Annotated in this window: 9 protein-coding genes; all 9 read left to right on the forward strand. The window is 38.8% G+C overall.

Going from position 1 to position 17,564, the window contains the following annotated elements; genetic code table 11:
- Positions 1 to 3: 3 nt before the first annotated feature.
- The 9 genes from gmk (at position 4) to FIT63_RS06880 (ending at position 17,556) form a co-directional block, all read left to right on the forward strand.
- Complete coding sequence (gene gmk / locus FIT63_RS00155) at positions 4 to 615, forward strand: guanylate kinase (RefSeq protein WP_140006071.1); 612 nt, start codon at positions 4 to 6, stop codon at positions 613 to 615.
- A gap of 16 nt (positions 616 to 631) precedes the next feature.
- The gene (rpoZ, locus tag FIT63_RS00160) at positions 632 to 847 is read left to right on the forward strand and encodes a DNA-directed RNA polymerase subunit omega (protein ID WP_046486627.1); all 216 of its coding nucleotides are present in this window, start codon (positions 632 to 634) and stop codon (positions 845 to 847) included.
- 42 nt (positions 848 to 889) lie between these two features.
- Positions 890 to 3,091 carry a RelA/SpoT family protein gene (locus FIT63_RS00165; protein WP_140006072.1) on the forward strand — a complete coding sequence of 734 codons (2,202 nt, stop codon included), beginning with the start codon at positions 890 to 892 and terminating at the stop codon, positions 3,089 to 3,091.
- Between the two features lie 31 nt (positions 3,092 to 3,122).
- Entirely contained in the window at positions 3,123 to 3,500 is a 378-nt protein-coding gene (locus FIT63_RS00170) for a RidA family protein (RefSeq protein ID WP_140006073.1), read from the forward strand.
- A 19-nt stretch (positions 3,501 to 3,519) separates the two neighbouring features.
- Entirely contained in the window at positions 3,520 to 5,583 is a 2,064-nt protein-coding gene (recG, locus tag FIT63_RS00175) for an ATP-dependent DNA helicase RecG (RefSeq protein ID WP_140006074.1), read from the forward strand.
- A 2-nt stretch (positions 5,584 to 5,585) separates the two neighbouring features.
- On the forward strand, positions 5,586 to 6,047 hold the full coding sequence (locus FIT63_RS00180; protein ID WP_140006075.1) for a chorismate--pyruvate lyase family protein: 462 nt from the start codon (positions 5,586 to 5,588) through the stop codon (positions 6,045 to 6,047).
- Positions 6,048 to 6,135: 88 nt separating this feature from the next.
- A complete protein-coding gene (locus FIT63_RS00185; protein ID WP_140006076.1) occupies positions 6,136 to 7,860 on the forward strand; it encodes a ShlB/FhaC/HecB family hemolysin secretion/activation protein in 1,725 nt (574 codons plus the stop codon).
- A 34-nt stretch (positions 7,861 to 7,894) separates the two neighbouring features.
- Positions 7,895 to 8,524, forward strand: a complete 630-nt coding sequence (locus FIT63_RS00190; protein ID WP_140006077.1) for a TetR/AcrR family transcriptional regulator — start codon at positions 7,895 to 7,897, stop codon at positions 8,522 to 8,524.
- 161 nt (positions 8,525 to 8,685) lie between these two features.
- Positions 8,686 to 17,556, forward strand: a complete 8,871-nt coding sequence (locus FIT63_RS06880) for an autotransporter-associated beta strand repeat-containing protein (RefSeq protein ID WP_140017556.1) — start codon at positions 8,686 to 8,688, stop codon at positions 17,554 to 17,556.
- Positions 17,557 to 17,564 lie beyond the last annotated feature (8 nt).

Raw genomic sequence — 17,564 nt, forward strand, 5'->3', positions numbered from 1 at the left:
TTTATGAGCCAAGCCCATTTATTTATTATTGCAGCAGCTTCCGGTGCCGGCAAGACGACTCTTGTAAAAGCTCTATTAAATAAAGATAAAGATCTTCAAGCTTCTGTATCTCACACAACCCGCAAACCCAGGCCAGGTGAAGTCGATGGCGGGGATTATCATTTTGTTGATGAAGTGACCTTTTTAGATTTGAAGAGTAAAGGTGAGTTTTTAGAATCCGCTGAATGCCATGGCAGTATGTATGGCACAAGTAAAAAATCAGTGCAGTTTATTCTCGATCAAAAGAAAGACGTCATTTTAGAAATCGACTGGCAAGGTGCCCAGGCTCTAAAGGCCCAATTTAAGGAGGCTGTTTCAATCTTTGTACTGCCACCTTCTGTTGAAACACTCGCAGAAAGATTAAACAGCCGCGGACACGACAGTGAAGAGACGATTGCCATGAGACTTGCGGTTGCGCGAGAAGAGATGAGCCATGTAGATGAGTTCGATTATGTTACAATCAATGATGACTTTGAAGTAGCGCTCCACGATCTTATGGCCATTATTCGATCCACTCGATTGATGTGTCATATTCAGCTCACACGACATAGCCACTTAATTAAAAACTTGACTTGAAATTTGGAGAAATAACATGGCACGAATTACAGTAGATGATTGTTTAGAGATGATTCCTAATCGCTTTAAACTTACTTTAGCTGCCGCTTACCGCGCAAGGCAATTAGCCAATGGTGCTGAAGCATTAGTGAGCACTCATGGCTTAAGAGATAAGCCTACGGTATTAGCATTAAGAGAAATCGCAGCAGGTAAAGTCGGTCTTGATATCTTAAATAGAAAAACAACATACTAAATTCTTAAACAGGGCTTAAAGCCCCCTCTAGAGAACAAGACCATGGCTAGTACCGCTCATTTTAATAAAGCGGATGCTCAAAAAACACCGCCACTTCCGTTACTGCCCGTCGATAACGAAGCGTCTGAACTCACAATCCTTCTTAAAGCTTATTTAAAAACGAAAGACATCCAGAAGATATGGGATGCCTATCGATTTAGCGAAGAAGCACATCACGGCCAATCGAGAAGAAGTGGTGAGCCTTATATTGTCCACCCTGTTGCTGTGGCATGTACTTTAGCTAAACTTCATCTTGATGCCCCTACGATTCTTGCGGCTCTTCTTCATGATGTTGTTGAAGATACGACTATTACCAATAAAGAAATTGAAAAGAAATTTGGTAAACAAGTCTCCGTGCTAGTCGACGGTTTATCCAAACTCGATAAAATTGAATTTCAAGATGCGACAGAAGCTCAAGCCGAAAATTTTAGAAAAATGTTATTGGCGATGTCAAATGACGTCCGTGTCATTTTAGTCAAGTTAGCTGATCGTCTTCATAATATGCAAACGTTAGATGTTTTAAGACCTGAAAAACAAAAACGTATCGCGCAAGAAACTCACGATATTTATGCGCCTATTGCAAATCGATTAGGTTTAAATAGCATTTATCAAGAGCTTGAAGATTTAAGTTTTAAATACCTCTATCCCATGCGCTATCGCGCGATTCAAAAAGCCATGAAAGCTTCTCGAGGTAATCGTCGTGAAGTCGTTGAGAAAATTACAGCAGCGATCCATCAAAAATTAACTGAAATAAAAATGGATACTGAGGTTTCGGGGCGAGAGAAGAATACTTATAGCATTTATAAAAAGATGAGCGAAAAAAGCATGTCTTTTGCACAAATCAATGACATTTATGCCTTTAGGATTATTGTAAAAGAAGCGAATGATGCCTATTCTGCACTAGGCGCATTACATAGCTTATATAAACCTCTTCCAGGCAAATTTAAAGATTACATTGCCATTCCAAAAGCGAATGGCTATCAATCGCTACATACAAGTTTATTTGGACCTTTCGGCACACCCATTGAAGTACAAATTCGTAGTGAAAAAATGCACAAACTGGCAGAAGCAGGTGTTGCAGCGCATTGGCTTTATAAAACCAAAGACGCACACTTGACTGAACTTCAACAACAAACACATCAATGGTTAAAACGTCTTTTAGAAATTCAATCAGATAGTGCCGATTCGCTGGAATTCTTAGAGCATTTAAAAGTCGATCTCTTCCCTGACGAGGTTTATGTATTCACTCCTAAAGGAAAAATACTAGCATTACCAAAAGGTTCAACTGCTGTTGACTTTGCATACGCGGTGCATAGTGATGTGGGTAATTGTTGTGTAGCTGCAAAATACAATCAAGAGCTCGTTCCTCTTCGTGCTGAAGTCCATAATGGCGATCACATAGAAATTATTACAGCCCCTTTAGCTAAACCTAATCCTGCATGGCTTAACTTTGTGATTACAGGAAAAGCAAGATCACATATTAGACAATATTTAAAATCGATTGAATCAGAAGAGTCTTCAAGACTTGGCGAAGGCATGCTTAATCAAGCACTCAAGGCACTTCATATCAGCCCTTCATCTGTCAAAGAATCTCATTGGAAAAAATTAATCAGTGATTATGGCGTTAAAACCAAAGAAGAGATTTTGGCTGAAATTGGCTTGGGAAAACGTATGAACGTGATGGTGGCTCATCAATTGATTAGTTTTATGGATGGCGTGAGTCATGTTAAGGGCAAGCATAAGCAATTAGATGTCATCACTATTAAAGGCTCTGAAAGCATGGCGATTCAATTGGCAACATGCTGTCATCCAATTCCAGGCGATCCTATTTTAGGATTTATTAACAAAGATAAAGGACTTGTTGTTCACACTCATGATTGCTTAGCGATTCGTAAATTTAAACTTGATCCTGATAAATGGCTTGATGTTGAGTGGGACCCTAGTCCAGATCGATTATTCAAAGTCAATTTACAAATTATGGTATTAAATGGGCGTGGAATGCTCGCTAAAATTTCATCCGTGATTGCAGAATCAGATTCAAATATTGATAATGTGAATGTTGAAGAACCTGATGGCGGACATTTTGTAAATGTGAACTTTATTGTGCAAGTGCATAACCGTATTCATTTGGCAGATCTCATGCGAAACTTAAGAAAGATTAGTGATATTTCTAGAATTAGCCGCGTCAAGATGAAAACCTTCTAAGCAACTTATTAAAAAAAGAAAGATTTAAGAAATGACAAAAGAAATTATTCAAACTAAACATGCCCCAGAAGCGATTGGTACCTATTCTCAAGCGGTCAAAACAGGTAATACTATTTACTTGTCAGGACAAATTGCACTCGATCCCGAATCTATGAAGTTAGTTGAGGGCATTGAGGCACAAATCCATCAAGTATTTAAGAATTTAAAATCAGTCGTTGAGGCTTCTGGCGCTCAATTAAGTGACATCGTTAAAATTAATATCTATCTAACAGATTTGTCGCATTTTGCTTTGGTCAATACGGTCATGGGTGAATATTTTACAAAGCCCTATCCAGCAAGAGCTGCAGTAGGTGTTGCATCATTACCTAGAAATGCACTTATCGAAGCTGATGGTGTTGTTGTTATTTAAACTATAAGAGTATTTCAATCTGACTTCTCTAGCTGAGCTTAAGCTCTTTACCCCTTCAGTATTAAATAAGCTCAAAAAGTTGGGCCTTGAAGATGTCTTTAGTTTAGTCATGCATCTTCCCATTCGTTATATTGACGAAACGATTGTCACACCTATTTGTGATATTCAAATGGGCGTACTATCTCAAATAGAAGCAGAAGTTGTTAGAGCTGAAATTGTTTATAAACCTAAAAAAATGCTTATCGTACAAGTCAAAGATGTATCTGGTAGTTTACAGCTTCGATTTTTACATTTTTATCCAAGCCAAATGAAGATGTTTGAGACAGGCTCTCGTATTCGTGTTTTAGGAGAAGCACGCCATAATTTATTTGCCTTCGAGATGATTCATCCCCAATGCAAACCGATAAAAGAAGGTGATCTATTACCAGACGTATTAACACCGATTTATTCATTGGTTGCAGGCGTGGGACAAAAAACAGTTAAAGATGCGATTCACAAATTATTTATTCACTTTGACTTAAAAAATTATTTAAAAGATTCATTTTTACCAACGATTTATGAGAAATTGCGCTTACCAAATCTTTATGAAAGTTTAAAAAGCATTCACCACCCAAAAGATTTTAAAGAAGTTACAAGCCATGAGACTTTCACAAGCAAAGCTTATCAAAGAATTATCTTTGATGAATTTTTAGCGCAACAATTATCTTTAAGGTCTAATTATTTAATAAGGCGAGCACTCACAGCTACGCCATTAAAAGCCAAAAATAAACTCACAACTATTTTTATGGATAAGCTTGAATTTGAGTTAACCGGAGCGCAAAAAAAAGTCGTTCAAGAAATTAAAAATGATCTTGAAAAAAATTATCCGATGCAAAGACTTTTACAGGGTGATGTAGGCAGCGGTAAAACAGTAGTAGCAACAATCGCAGCTTTACAAGTGATCGAAAATGGAAGTCAGGTAGCTTTTATGGCGCCTACTGAAATTTTAGCGGAACAACATTATCGAAAACTGACCGGGTGGTTAATCCCTTTAAATATAAAAGTTGCATGGCTAACAGGTAGCCAGTCAAAAAAAGACCGAGAGACTTCTTTAAGTATGACCCAATCCGGAGAAGCAAATATTGTAGTGGGTACACATGCACTTTTTCAAGACCATGTCATTTTTAAAAAGTTAGGCTTAAGTATTATTGATGAACAACATCGATTTGGTGTTGAACAAAGATTAGCGTTACGAAAAAAAGGTGAATTAAATAAAGCAATTGAGCCGCACCAGCTAATGATGAGTGCTACGCCCATTCCCAGAACACTTTCCATGAGTTTTTTTGCAGATCTTGATGTATCCGTTATTGATGAATTACCTAAAGGTCGCGAAGCGATTGTGACAAAACTATTCTCAGAGGATCGACGCAATGAAATTTTAAAGAGAGTTCATGAGGTATGTCATGCCGGAGCCCAAGTTTACTGGGTATGCCCTTTGATTGAAGAGAGTGAAGTGTTGCAACTTCAAACTGCTGAAGAAACGTATTTAAATATGCAGTCTCATTTTAAAGATTTAAAAGTAGGCTTAGTCCATGGGCGAATGAAATCATCAGAAAAACAAAAAGTCATGTCTGATTTTGTGAAGGGAGGCATTCAATTACTAGTAGCAACTACAGTAATTGAAGTGGGTGTTGATGTTCCCAATGCGACATTAATGATCATTGAAAATGCTGAGCGCATGGGGCTTTCACAATTACACCAGCTTCGAGGACGCGTAGGACGCGGCACACTAAAAAGCACATGTATCTTATTGTTCCAGAAAAAATTATCAGATCTTGCAAGACAGAGACTCAAAGTGATTTTTGAAAATACGGATGGCTTCATCATTGCCCAAGAGGATTTAAATATAAGAGGGCCTGGAGAATTTTTAGGCGTGCGACAAAGTGGAGTGCCTATGTTACGTATTGCAAATCTCAATCGCGATTTTAAATTATTAGAAGAAGCTAAAACGATCGCTGATCAATTATTAGAAGATTATCCAGAAGCCTCTCATCTTCATTTAAAGCGCTGGCTAAGTCATGCAAATGAAAGAGTCAAGGTATAACCATGACTTGGCTAATATCACCTAAAGTTGAAGGCAATGAGTTATCGTGGCTGACAGAAGAAGGATCTTTAACGGAGCGACTAAAAAAGGAGTTTGATGAAGTTAAAGTTGAAATTGTGTATGAAGGTGTTTATTTATTAGATAAAACCTTTTACACGCGAGAGGTTATCTTAAAGAGTAACGATAAGCCAAGGGTATTTGCTAGAACCCTAGTTAAGGAAGATGATTTACTTCAGGCTTGGAGTTCTCTCAAAAATTTGGGCGATCAATCATTAGCCACAATTTTATTTGATTCAGCAGAAATAAAAAAAATCTCAGTATTCTATAAGGAGTTATTTTTAGGTAATTCTTTGTTTGATCATGTCAGTTCAATAAGCCCAACTCATAAAAAGTCTTTATGGGCTAGGAAGTCATCATGGGAAAAAGAAGGCGCTCATCTTGACCTGATAGAAATCTTCTTATAAAGTCCAGATTTGTAAATTATAGTTGGCAGAAATTTGTTTTGATTCACTTTATAGTGGAGCTTGCGTAAATTATGTCTTTTAAAAGCCAATGAAAATTAGAGATTTATCTTTATATTATGTGTTTCTCGCTTCCCTATTGGGCAGTCAAATTGCATTTGCTGTGGATGCTGGTGATCAGCTTAATCAAATTGAGCGTAATCAAAAAAAGAAAGAACCTCTTAAGACCCCTCCTCGCATTGAAGAAGATAAAGAAACACCTAAACCGAAATCTCAAGGAGCTACTTTTAAGGTTGTCAGCTTTTCATTTGAAGGTAATAAGCTTCTTTCGTCAAATGAACTTCAAGCTTTTTTAAAAGAGTATTTAAATCGTGAAATTACACTTGAAGAATTAAAGCTAGCAGTTGATTCATTAAGTGTTGTATATAAAGATAAAGGCTATCTAGCTACAGCCTCATTGCCTAAGCAAGATATCACCGAAGGTAATGTAAAAATTATTATCATTGAGGCCAAATTTGGTGGCGCTCAATTACAGCCTGATCCAAATAAAACATATCGAATTCACCCTGAAATTATTCAGAAATTTATTGAGTATAGTAATAAAAAAGGCGAAGTATTAAATTTAAATGCCCTTAATAGGGCCGTATTAATTGCTGATGAATTACCCGGAGCGTCTGTAACTCAATCATTACAATCAGGAACTAGAGATGGTGAAACAGATTCACTTTTAAATATTAACAATGAACCTAATTATGTCGCTATGTTATCAGCTGATAATTATGGTTCACGTGCAACTGGCACACTGAGGTATCAAGCAAATGCATCATTTTTAAGCCCTCTAGGTGTAGGCGACCGAATTGATTTAGGCCTACTTCACTCCAAAGGCACAGATTATGCGAGATTGTCCTTTAATAGACCTATAGGATATTCCGGACTACGCATGGGTATCAATGCGAGCGCGCTTAAATATGATGTTATCGCTGGTGCTGCTTTATCTCTAAATCCAGAAGGCACTGCTGAAACTGCTCAAATTGAAGCAAGTTATCCAGTCTATCGTTCTAGAGCTTTTGATTTAAGCATATCTTCTTTTTTAGAAAGAAAACATTTTAGGAATAAAGCTCAAGAAGCTGTGGAAAGTAATTACTTTATTGACTTATTTAATGTAGGGAGCTCTCTTAATCATAAAAATACTTTATTTGTCGCAGGTGAAACATCTGCATCAATTGATTTAGATCTCGGATATGCAAATTACGAGGACTCGCCTTTAGCGTTTCAGACATCTAAAATTGAAGAGGGTACTAAGGGAAGATTTAATCGTTTGAGATGGAACATCAACAATACCCAGTTCTTTACTGAAACGATTAGCTCTGTCTTAAAATTTAGTGGCCAATTATCGGATAGTAATTTAGATTCATCACAGAAATTTTATCTTGGAGGTGCATCGGGTGTCAGAGCTTATCCTACAAGCGAAGGCTCAGGTAGCGAAGGTTATTTATTAAGTGCAGCTTTGCATAAAGAATTATCAGCAAACCTTACAGCAATAGGATTCTATGATTATGGTTTTGCAAGACAATATATTGATAATACAAATAACTCTACAGGCCTAGAAAATGCAACTGGTAAAAATAGTTTTAATATGAAAGGTTATGGCACATCTATTGAGTGGACTGGTTTTGTAGGCTCTTATCGGTCAACACTTTCAGCAATATGGTCAAGACGTATTGGAAATAATCCAAACCCTCAAGTAGATGGCACGGATTCTGATGGAACTAAGCATAGCAATTTTTATTGGCTTAAAGCTTCAATAGTTTTCTAGTCTTAAAATACTCTAAGACAAAGAATTTTTACAAATGAACGCCGATAAAAAAATATCAAGAACGGCTAAAAAAACACAAACAGCAATTTTACTTGCTGGAGAAAAATTAGTTTTATCCGGCAATATCAATTTAATAACCGCTAAAAATTTATCTAAGCATTCAGGTTATTCTGTTGGAAATATTTATCATCACTTCAAAAATCTCGATCAAGTTTTTATAAATATTTTTTTAAAAAAAAGATTAGAAATTTTTCTTGAGCTTGCAGATGAAATAAATAAATTTCCAAAAAATAAGTCGTGTGAAGATTTGTGTGAAATCTTAGTTAATAAAAATTTTGAAAGAGCAAATAAATTAAAAATTAAGATGCTTCAATATCTTTTTAAAATTGTGCTTACTAAATCAGAAGAGCCTGAAAAAATAAATCTAATTATAGATGTCTTAATTGATCCTCTCATAGAATGTCGCAAGCGTAACAAAACGAATTCTTTCAGAAAAATTGAAGAGGATGAAATGCGACTTTTGCTTAGATCTCTTCAAGCATTTGTTAGAAGTCCTTTTTTAGAAAATCAACCTATAGCGGGTACAGTGGCCCACAGAAATTTAACCCTAGATCTATGCCAGAAGCTTTTTTGCATTACATACCCATCTAAACCTACCGAATAATAAATAAACCATAGAAAATTTAAGGTTTATTTATTTATTAATATCAGTTAGTTACAAATATTTCAAAATGAAAAAAAACCGAATATAAAATATCTCATAGACCTATTTTATAGGTAATTTATAAAGGATAATCTGTACATAATATTTAAAGTTATGCTCCCTTGAAAAAAGTTATTCAGCATCTAAAACAGGCATTTATTCTCGTGCTAAGCCTTCTCTTAAGCTTAGCTGAATTCGCCTATGCAGAACCAGCAGTGAATGCGCTTCCTACAGGCGGTCAAGTGGTTTCAGGCGATGCGTCGATTGCTACTTCTGGTGCAACACTCAATGTGAATCAAACATCACAACGTGCCATCGTCAATTGGGATTCATTCAATGTAGGTAAAGATGCCACAGTAAATTTCAATCAACCGAATAGCAGCGCATCCACACTCAATCGAATTTCAAGCGGCACACCTTCACAAATTTATGGCAAGATTAATGCGATAGGTGAAGTGATCTTACAAAACACAGCAGGTGTTTATTTTAGTAAATCTGCAAGTCTTGATGTAGGTTCAATTGCTGCAACGACACATTCAATTTCGAATGATAATTACAACAATGGTAAATATCATTTTGATCGCAATGGTTCAACAGCTAGTGTGATTAATGAAGGCAATATTAAAGCTGGCTTAAATGGTTATGTAGCAATGCTTGCTCCTGAAGTTAGAAACTCAGGTTTGATTGTGGCTCAAATGGGCACAGTTGTTATGGCAGCTGGTGAGAGTGTGACTTTAAACTTTGATACCACTTCTCATTTAGCTTCAATCACAACAACACCTGCAACCATTAATACCCTCATTGAAAACAAATCAGCGGTCACTGTGAACGGCGGCACGATTATTTTATCTGCTAAAGCTATAAATACTCTAGTGTCCGGTGTGATTAAACAAAGTGGCACATTAGATGCGAGTAATGTCGCTAATAAAGTTGTCAGTGTGGGTGGCCGAATCATGATTGATGGAGACAGTATCAATATTGCTGCTAATTCAGAAACGCTAGCGCATGGCGCAGTGGCTGGTGGATCAGTGGCCATTTCAGCATCACGCATTTTAACTACAGAGGCTCAATCTAAAATTAATGTATCCGCAATCGAGTCAGGCAATGGTGGTGTCATTAAAACATCTGCACCTTCAACGTCATTAGCAGGAGAGATGACAGCACTTGGCGGTTTATCTTCTGGGAAAGGTGGAGCGATTGAAACAAATGCCGACACTTTAACTTTAGCGAACACTTCAACAGTGAATGCAAATAATCAAGATGTGTTAAGTGACAAAGGTACATGGACAATTAATTTACCGAATCTCACTATGACTAGCTCAATTGCTGATGTTATTTCAAACACTTTAAATATTTCGAACGTTAAATTAAATCTCCTCGCTTCTTCATTTGATTTATTAAAAGGTCAAATCATAGAAAAAATAGCTGGCACGAAATCATTTTTTGAAATTAATACAAAAACTCAAATGAATATTGCTGGAAATATTTCAAGCCATGAATCAGCACCGCTCGATTTAATTCTTTCAAGTTACGAATCTATTCTTGTAAGTTCATCATCAACTATCAATGTAAGAAATATTGATGCAGAGGCACCTACAATTTCTGTGGCAGGTAATTTAAATGCGTATGGAAATTCGAGTCAAGATTCATCCCCATTCTTGGCACTGTTAGGAGCGCGACTTGCAATTACCGGTAATTTACGCTCAGGATCAAAACAAAATTCAGGTCGCATACTATTAAAAGGTAGTGATGAAGTGAATATAAGCTCTTCTGGAAATATAATGACCGCAGGTAACAATGGTGGGGTGGTCGAAATTTTATCTAGTCATGGAGCTGTTACCGTTGCAGGTGCGATCATGACTAATGGCGAAAGTGGTCGCGGAGGCACAATTAAGATCAATGCTTCGCAAAACATTTTAATGAACAATTTAAACTTATTGGCGAATGGTACCGCTAATGGTGGATTAGTTGTCGTGGCTTCAAATAATGGCGATGTGAATTTCCAACAAAGCTTTATCCAAACTAACGGAGGGGCAGGTGTTGGGGGAACAATTTTACTATCCGGTGTGAAAAATACCATAATCTCCAGCACCGAGATTTCAGCAAGAGGATACATCCAAGGCGGTACCATCAAAGTTGGAAATGATTTAGCAAATCAACTCATTCCTTTCTCAAGATATACAGAGATAGATTTAAATTCAGTTTTAAATGCATCACAAATAAATTTAAACAATCAAAATAATCAAGGCGGATTCATTGAAACATCCGCAAGCACAGTTAATCTTTTAGGTTCAATCAATGCAGGCCGAGGTGGTATGTGGCTCCTTGATCCTTTCAATATTACAATTGATTCAGTAAAAGCTGGCTATATCCAAACAGTTCTAAACGCAGGCTCTTCAGTCACAATTACCACAACAAGTTCACCTAATACAGTAGGTACAAATAATATTTCAGAAGAATCAGGTGATGGCGACATTATCATCGATGCCTCTATAACATCATCAGGTGTTGGTGCATCACTAACTTTAATTGCTGCAAATGATATTTACGTTAATCAAGAAATCATATTATCAGGTGCTGGCGCTTCATTAACTTTAATTGCCGCAAATGATATTTACGTTAATCAAGAAATCACATTATCAGGTGCTGGAAATTCAGCCACATTTACAGCGACAAATACAAATCTTACGAGCAACATTACAACTTATGGCAATCAAACATTTAATAGCAATATTAGACTTTTTAGTGGCGTTACTCTCACAAGTAACGGTGGGGATGTAAATATCACAGGGAATGTAATTGGTATCTCAGGCCTTATCGAATTTTTAGGTGGTGGGATCTATAAATATAACGGTACAAGTTATACGGTAGGAGTTGGATCAAGTCCAATCAATGTTCTTTACAATTCATCAACCTCAACCTACTCATGGCAGGCTCAATCGACTTCTGCAGAAGCTCTTCTTGTTGCAGGAGGTGGTGGCGGCGGTATGGATATGGGCGGTGGAGGTGGAGGTGGAGGCGTTATTTATGACACTGTTTCAACAACATCTCAGGCTTGGTATGAAATTAAAGTAGGCGCAGGTGGTAACGGCGCCCCTGCTGCAGGTACAAACGGCCAATCTGGCGGACATGCCTATACTGTTAACGCTTTGCAAGGCGGTAACTCCTCACTTACATATGCGGGTGGCACACTCACAGCTATTGGCGGTGGTTATGGAGGAAGTTCATACTATGGATATGGACCACTCAATGGGTATGCTGGAGTTGGTGGATCAGGCGGCGGGGGATCAGGCTTTAGTGATGGTAATACAGGACGCAATGGCGCTGGCACAATTGGTCAAGGCTTTGCTGGTGGCGCTGGACAAGGCCAATATTACTCAGGTGGTGGTGGTGGTGCCGGAGCTGTTGGTGGTTCAGGACGAAACCCTGGAGATGCTTTTGGTGGCATAGGTATTGAAAACAGCATCCTAGGTACAAGTTATTACTGGGGCGGCGGCGGCGGCGGTTCTGGCTACTCGGTGGATGGTGGTAACGGAGGGCTTGGCGGCGGCGGCGGCGGTGCTGTAGGAACTACGACAGGTGGCGCTGGTTATAACAACGGTCAAGCTGGTGGAGGCGGTTGCATAAATTGTCACGCTAACATGCCTGGTGGTAACGCAGGTGCCAACACTGGTGGTGGTGGTGGTGGTGGCTCACATTACTCCGGCAATAATAAAGGCGGTGATGGTGGATCAGGTATTGTTGTTCTTAAATACAATGGCTCGCTGATTATTAATTCTGGAGCAGGTGATGTTCAAATAGCCGGTTCTGTTGCAGATGGGGCATTCACAATTAATTCAAACAGCCTCTTGAATAGTATTGGAGGTGTAATTTCAGGCGCGATGAGTCTTACTAAATTAGGATCAGGCGCTTTAACGTTAAATGGTGCTGGCAGTTTATATACAGGTGCTACAACCATATCAGCAGGTACCGTTAAATTAGGCGCATTAAATGCTATCTCAAATTCATCCGCAGTAAGTCTTTCAGGTACATTAGATCTTAATGGTTTTTCTGAAACGATTGGCTCCCTCTCAGGTGATGGTTTGATCACAAGCTCTTCATCAGGCACACCTACTATAACGATTGGTGCTGATGATACATCAAGTTCATTTAGTGGTTTGATTGAAAACGGTGTAGCCGGATCAGTCATTGCACTTACTAAATCAGGTTCAGGCACTTTAACTTTAAGTGGAAATAATACTTACACTGGCGGCACTAATATTAATGCAGGCTTTTTAAGTGTAGGCTCTGCTGATGCTATTGGTTCATCAGGTTCGATCTCATTTGGTGGCGGTACTCTTCAATATACAAGTTCAAATCAAACAGACTATTCAAGTCGACTTAGTTCAGCTTCAGCTCAAGCATTCAACGTTGATACTAATGGACAAGATATCACTTGGGCAACTGATCTTACAAATACATCAAGTTCAATTGCAAAGTTGGGAATGGGAACATGGACGCTGGATATTATTAATTTAAACAATGCAAATTTTAATGAAGGTACAATTGTTGCAACATCAATTGTCATCAGCGGCACAAGTAACATCGGTGGCGCGATTACAACATCTGGTATTGCAAGTTTTGCTGGTGCATCAACGCTTGTTCGAGATACAACAATTATAAGTGACAATAGTGATGTTACTTTCGGATCAACGATTAACGGAGAGTTTGAGCTAGTAATAAATGCAGGAACTGGAATAGTGTCTTTGGGAGGCGCAATAGGAGATATTAGCCCAGTAGCTCGTCTTGAAGTGAATGCATCAGGAGGCATAAATGTCGGTGGCGATATTTCAACCGTCATGGGTTTAATCGACGGCCTCTACTTCGAGAAGTTCGTAGGTCAAGCGTATGGCAATATGACTTTTTATAATACTGCCACACGACGTAATATTAATGATGGCCATGCTACATCGATGCCAACATCAAGCTCTAATCCGATTACCACTATTAATGCTGCCAATGGAACCGTAGCTGTCACAACTGCAACCAGCACAAGTATTTATGTGTGCCCAACTTATGATTGTGATTCAAATTATTCAGTGCGTGCCACCGGGTATTACATAGCGCCGACTACAGGAACCTATACGTTTGCAACCTATGCCGACGACGATCACTACTTATTCATGGGCAATGCTAATGAAAGTATCAGTGATTTTATTACACGTGTTCAATCCTCAAGTTCACAACCTAATGTAGGTGAAAGAGGTTTAGTCGTTCGAGCACCAGGTTGTTGTCAAACCATATATGGCACAGTTTCTTTAGTCGCGGGTAATCGTTATCCAATCTACGCCACCTTCAACGAAGGCGGCGGCGGCGACTATATGTGGACCAAATTTATGCTGCCTGGAGCGTCAAGTTATGTTGCTGGTGTTAGAAGTGAAGTGTCAGATGGATTAGGTTATTTTTATAGTAACCCCAATGGCGCGATGGGGGGCGGAGGTACAACAGGAGTAACATTAACAGGACCTGTGACACTACTAGGTGATAGCACAATATCAAGTGCTAATGCTGCGGTCACTATTATAGGAAATATATCAACAGATGGAATACCAAGAAATCTTACTGTAAACGCACAAACTTTTAATGCTCAAGCATTAACTTCATTATCTGGACTTACTGTGACTGTTGCAGACGCGAGCGCTATCACAGAAATTATTTCTGGCAATATGAACTTTACAAAAGCAGGTGATGGCTTATTAATGCTGTCAGGGGCTAACACGTTTACAGGAGCAACAACAGTTAGCGGGGGCACTTTGAGATTAAGTGGCTCACTATCATCTTTAGGTGTATCAACCAATGGATTAACTTTATCAGGTGGCAACCTTGATTTGGTTAATAAAGATTTATCGCTGAATGTTTTAACTATGAGCAATAGCTTTAGTTCGATTATCAATTCAAGTGGCACTTCGAGTTTAAATATATTAAACGCAAGTTCACTTATGGGTTCAATTATTACCGCAGGCACTCAAACTTATAATGGCGCAATTACATTATCCGGAAATATGACTTTTGCATCTTCCAATAGCAACATTACATTTAATTCGAGTATATCTGGACCTTATGATTTAAGTATTAATTCAGGAATAGGCATAACAAGGTTTATTGGTGCTTTAAACAATATTAATAATTTTTCTAGCCTAGGTGCATCTATTCTTGATAAAAATATCTCAACAACAGGCACGCAAATTTATGGTGCTACATTATTAAATGCATCTGTTGCCCTTACAACTTCAAACGATGACATCACTTTTAATTCAACATTAAAAGGTGCGTATGGTTTAACAGCGAACGTTGGTTCAGGAAAAATTTCATTTATTGGTACTGTAGGTGGCGGGAGTTTAACTGACGCACTATCTAGCTTAACTATTTCGGGCGGCGCTTATATTGCAAGTGATGTTTATACAGCGAATGATCAAACGTATTCGACGGATATCGTAATTAATGGAGCTGTGGGATTAACAAGTTTAAATGGTAGTATTAATTTAGCTGGTAACGTCAACGCAATAGGCAGTGCTTTGCTCACATTTTTGGGTGATGGCCTTTATAAATTTAATGCAGACACTTATACAGCAACTAATTCAAATAATTTAATTACTGGCATTTCATATAATAGTTCTAATGGAACATATACATGGATTGCAGCATCAGGTTCAACCGAAGTTCTAATTGTAGGCGGCGGCGGCGGCGGCGGTTCAGATATGGGTGGTGGTGGTGGTGGTGGTGGTGTGATTTCATCAAGTGCTGTAGCTTTAACTAGATTAAATTCGTATGCCGTAGTGGTGGGTCAAGGAGGCAGTGGAGCGCCAGCAGGTAATGGCCAGGTTGCGGGAAGTAATGGTTCCAACTCATCATTTGCCGGCTTAGTAGCGGTTGGCGGCGGCGGCGGCGCATCAAATCACGATCAATCAACACATCCAGCCGGCAATGGGGGTAGTGGTGGTGGTGCATCAGGTGGTGCTCAAGGACCTAATGGTGGCTACGGCGGCGGCGGCGGATATGGTGGTGGCGCAGCAGGCACCGGAACTTCAGGTCAAGGCAATAATGGATCTTTCGGCATATGGGCATGGTATCCAGGTGGTGGTGGTGGAGCCGGTGGAGCGGGATCTACCAATCCAGCTAATGGAGGTATTGGCATTGAAAATTCTATTTTAGGCGATAGTTTCTTCTGGGGTGGCGGCGGCGGTGGCTCTGGTTATTCAAATATTGGAGGTAACGGCGGTCTTGGCGGCGGTGGCGGTGGCGCTGTAGGTGTTACTTCAGGCGGTCTTGGCTATAACAATGGTCAAGCGGGCGGCGGCGGTTGCACAAATTGTTGGGCTAATATGCCAGGAGGTAACGGAGGTGATAATACCGGCGGTGGCGGTGGCGGTGGTTCACATTACAACGCCAATAATAATGGCGGTGACGGTGGATCTGGCATTGTTGCTCTTAAGTATTTAACCAGCAATAGCCTAAGGTTAACTGCAAACAATGGCAGAGTTAATCTTCCTTCTGATTTAACTTTGAGTAATCTCGGCTCTATAACTATCGTTGATGGAAATACAAATAGAGATTTAACTTTTAACTCTCTCAACCTTGTTAATACATCACTAGATTTAGTGAATCGTAAATTAACTGCAGAAACACTCAGAATGGACGTGAATAGCTCAATCACCAATAGCAGTGGAAGCGCCATGGTATATGTTAGAGGCGATTCATCTATCGCAGGATCTATAACAACTGGAGATGACTTTTTTGAAGTTACAAATGCACTTACAGTGAAAAATGTTGTTACACAATTAGATGAAACGCTTCAAACATCATGGGGCCAGTATTATGGAGGTGCTGTAACTTTAGTTGGCCATGCAACATTAAACTCAAATGATTATGACATTGGATTTAATTCAACAATTAAAGGAAATTATGATTTAACTGTAAATGCCGGCTTGGGATATGTGATGTTTAAAGAAAAAGTAGGCTTCGATCCACTTTTAGAGACGACAAACACAGAAGTCCTCTTATTAAATAGTTCAAATGGAAATGACTACGTCGCTTACGGCAATAGAAATTACTCAACAAGCACAAATTATGCTGGAAGCGCAATAAGAACAACAGATAATCTTAGGAATTTAGAGGTTACGGGGAATGAAATTTTTATCAAAGCCGATGTGACGACAGAGTATAACCAAACCTATAGAGGCCACGTAAATATTGGTAATAATGGATCGAATGGTGCGATTCGTTCATTAATTTCATTAGATCCAACCATTAGTTTTTATGGAAAGGAACTTCCAAAAACGAATGCTGATGGAAGTCCTGATGTGACAGATTATAAATATACTTTTGATGATGAGTCATCAACACCCACCCACACACTAATTTTAAAAGCAAAAGGTTATTGCTATGTTGGTGTAGGTGTTCCTGGTTCATGCGGAGACTCTGGCAATATTAGAATGGCATTAGATACAAATGGCCTCCCAAGCCCTGATGTTTTATATAACTCATGGAAGCCGCTACTTAATCTTATTACAGATAATGAAACTATGTTATTCCCAGGGCCAACATACAATTATCAAAATATTAACCTTAACAACGTAACTTTACCCATATCAAGTCGAGGTGTTACTGATGGATCAAGAAATACAACGGAGTCTAGCGCTATAACTACCAAAGAATTTGTAAATTATCAATATTCAGTAAGGCGAAACGAAACACCTGTTATAAATCCTGTGCCTGGAACACCGCCTGGTACTAGAGGATTTGTGGCTGGCGCTGTTGGAAGAGTCGCCTCATCAAGTGATGCGAAAAGTATCACAGCTTTCATACCTGTTAAAAATAACTTGAGTGGCGACGTTGTTATTGGTAATGTAAGTGCTAGTTTTATAGATAGCGGCACATCTACCTCGCCTGTTTCAACTTCGACGTCGAATACATCGGAAAAATGTAAGGCTGAAAATAAAGCCGAGTGTAAATAATTTTTAAG

Origin of the sequence: Candidatus Methylopumilus planktonicus (assembly GCF_006364715.1) — a bacterium.
Taxonomy (GTDB): Bacteria; Pseudomonadota; Gammaproteobacteria; order Burkholderiales; family Methylophilaceae; genus Methylopumilus; species Methylopumilus planktonicus_A.

What these genes read in the sequence shown, in the direction of transcription:
- gmk (WP_140006071.1), top strand. Translation starts at nt 4, where the DNA reads ATGAGCCAAGCCCATTTATTTATTATTGCAGCAGCTTCCGGTGCCGGC.
- rpoZ (WP_046486627.1), top strand. Translation starts at nt 632, where the DNA reads ATGGCACGAATTACAGTAGATGATTGTTTAGAGATGATTCCTAATCGC.
- FIT63_RS00165 (WP_140006072.1), top strand. Translation starts at nt 890, where the DNA reads ATGGCTAGTACCGCTCATTTTAATAAAGCGGATGCTCAAAAAACACCG.
- FIT63_RS00170 (WP_140006073.1), top strand. Translation starts at nt 3,123, where the DNA reads ATGACAAAAGAAATTATTCAAACTAAACATGCCCCAGAAGCGATTGGT.
- FIT63_RS00180 (WP_140006075.1), top strand. Translation starts at nt 5,586, where the DNA reads ATGACTTGGCTAATATCACCTAAAGTTGAAGGCAATGAGTTATCGTGG.
- FIT63_RS00185 (WP_140006076.1), top strand. Translation starts at nt 6,136, where the DNA reads ATGAAAATTAGAGATTTATCTTTATATTATGTGTTTCTCGCTTCCCTA.
- FIT63_RS00190 (WP_140006077.1), top strand. Translation starts at nt 7,895, where the DNA reads ATGAACGCCGATAAAAAAATATCAAGAACGGCTAAAAAAACACAAACA.